Genomic DNA, 333 nt, shown 5'->3' on the forward strand with positions numbered 1-333 from the left:
GACGATGTCAGTGGTGCCCGATGTCCGGGCCAGGAACACCGCGAACGCGGTGTGCACCACCATGAACACGGTCGCGGCGTGCCGCCGTGCGATATCAATGACCGAGAGGTGGGTGGGCGCGTCGATGGTGAACTTGTGTGTCCGTCCACGGTGCGAGACCACGGGCCGGGTCCGGTTGCCCGGTAATTCCAACTGATCCGGCAGACCGTCCAGTGTCGAATGCCAGTACGTCAGCTGCTGGGTGAGCAACGAGTTCGGGTCGTCGTCGGAGCCGAGTAACTCCCGTTGCCACAGCGTGTAGTCCGCGTACTGCACCGTCGGTGCAGTCCAGGC

Annotated in this window: 1 protein-coding gene; it reads right to left on the bottom strand. The window is 64.3% G+C overall.

All coding sequences use genetic code 11. The annotated features are described in order from the left end of the window. A partial coding sequence (locus tag CJ179_RS50485; protein ID WP_143549099.1) for a condensation domain-containing protein occupies window positions 1–333 on the bottom strand: 333 nt, incomplete at both ends.

Origin of the sequence: Rhodococcus sp. ACS1 (assembly GCF_002300155.1) — a bacterium.
GTDB lineage: Bacteria > Actinomycetota > Actinomycetes > Mycobacteriales > Mycobacteriaceae > Rhodococcus_F > Rhodococcus_F koreensis.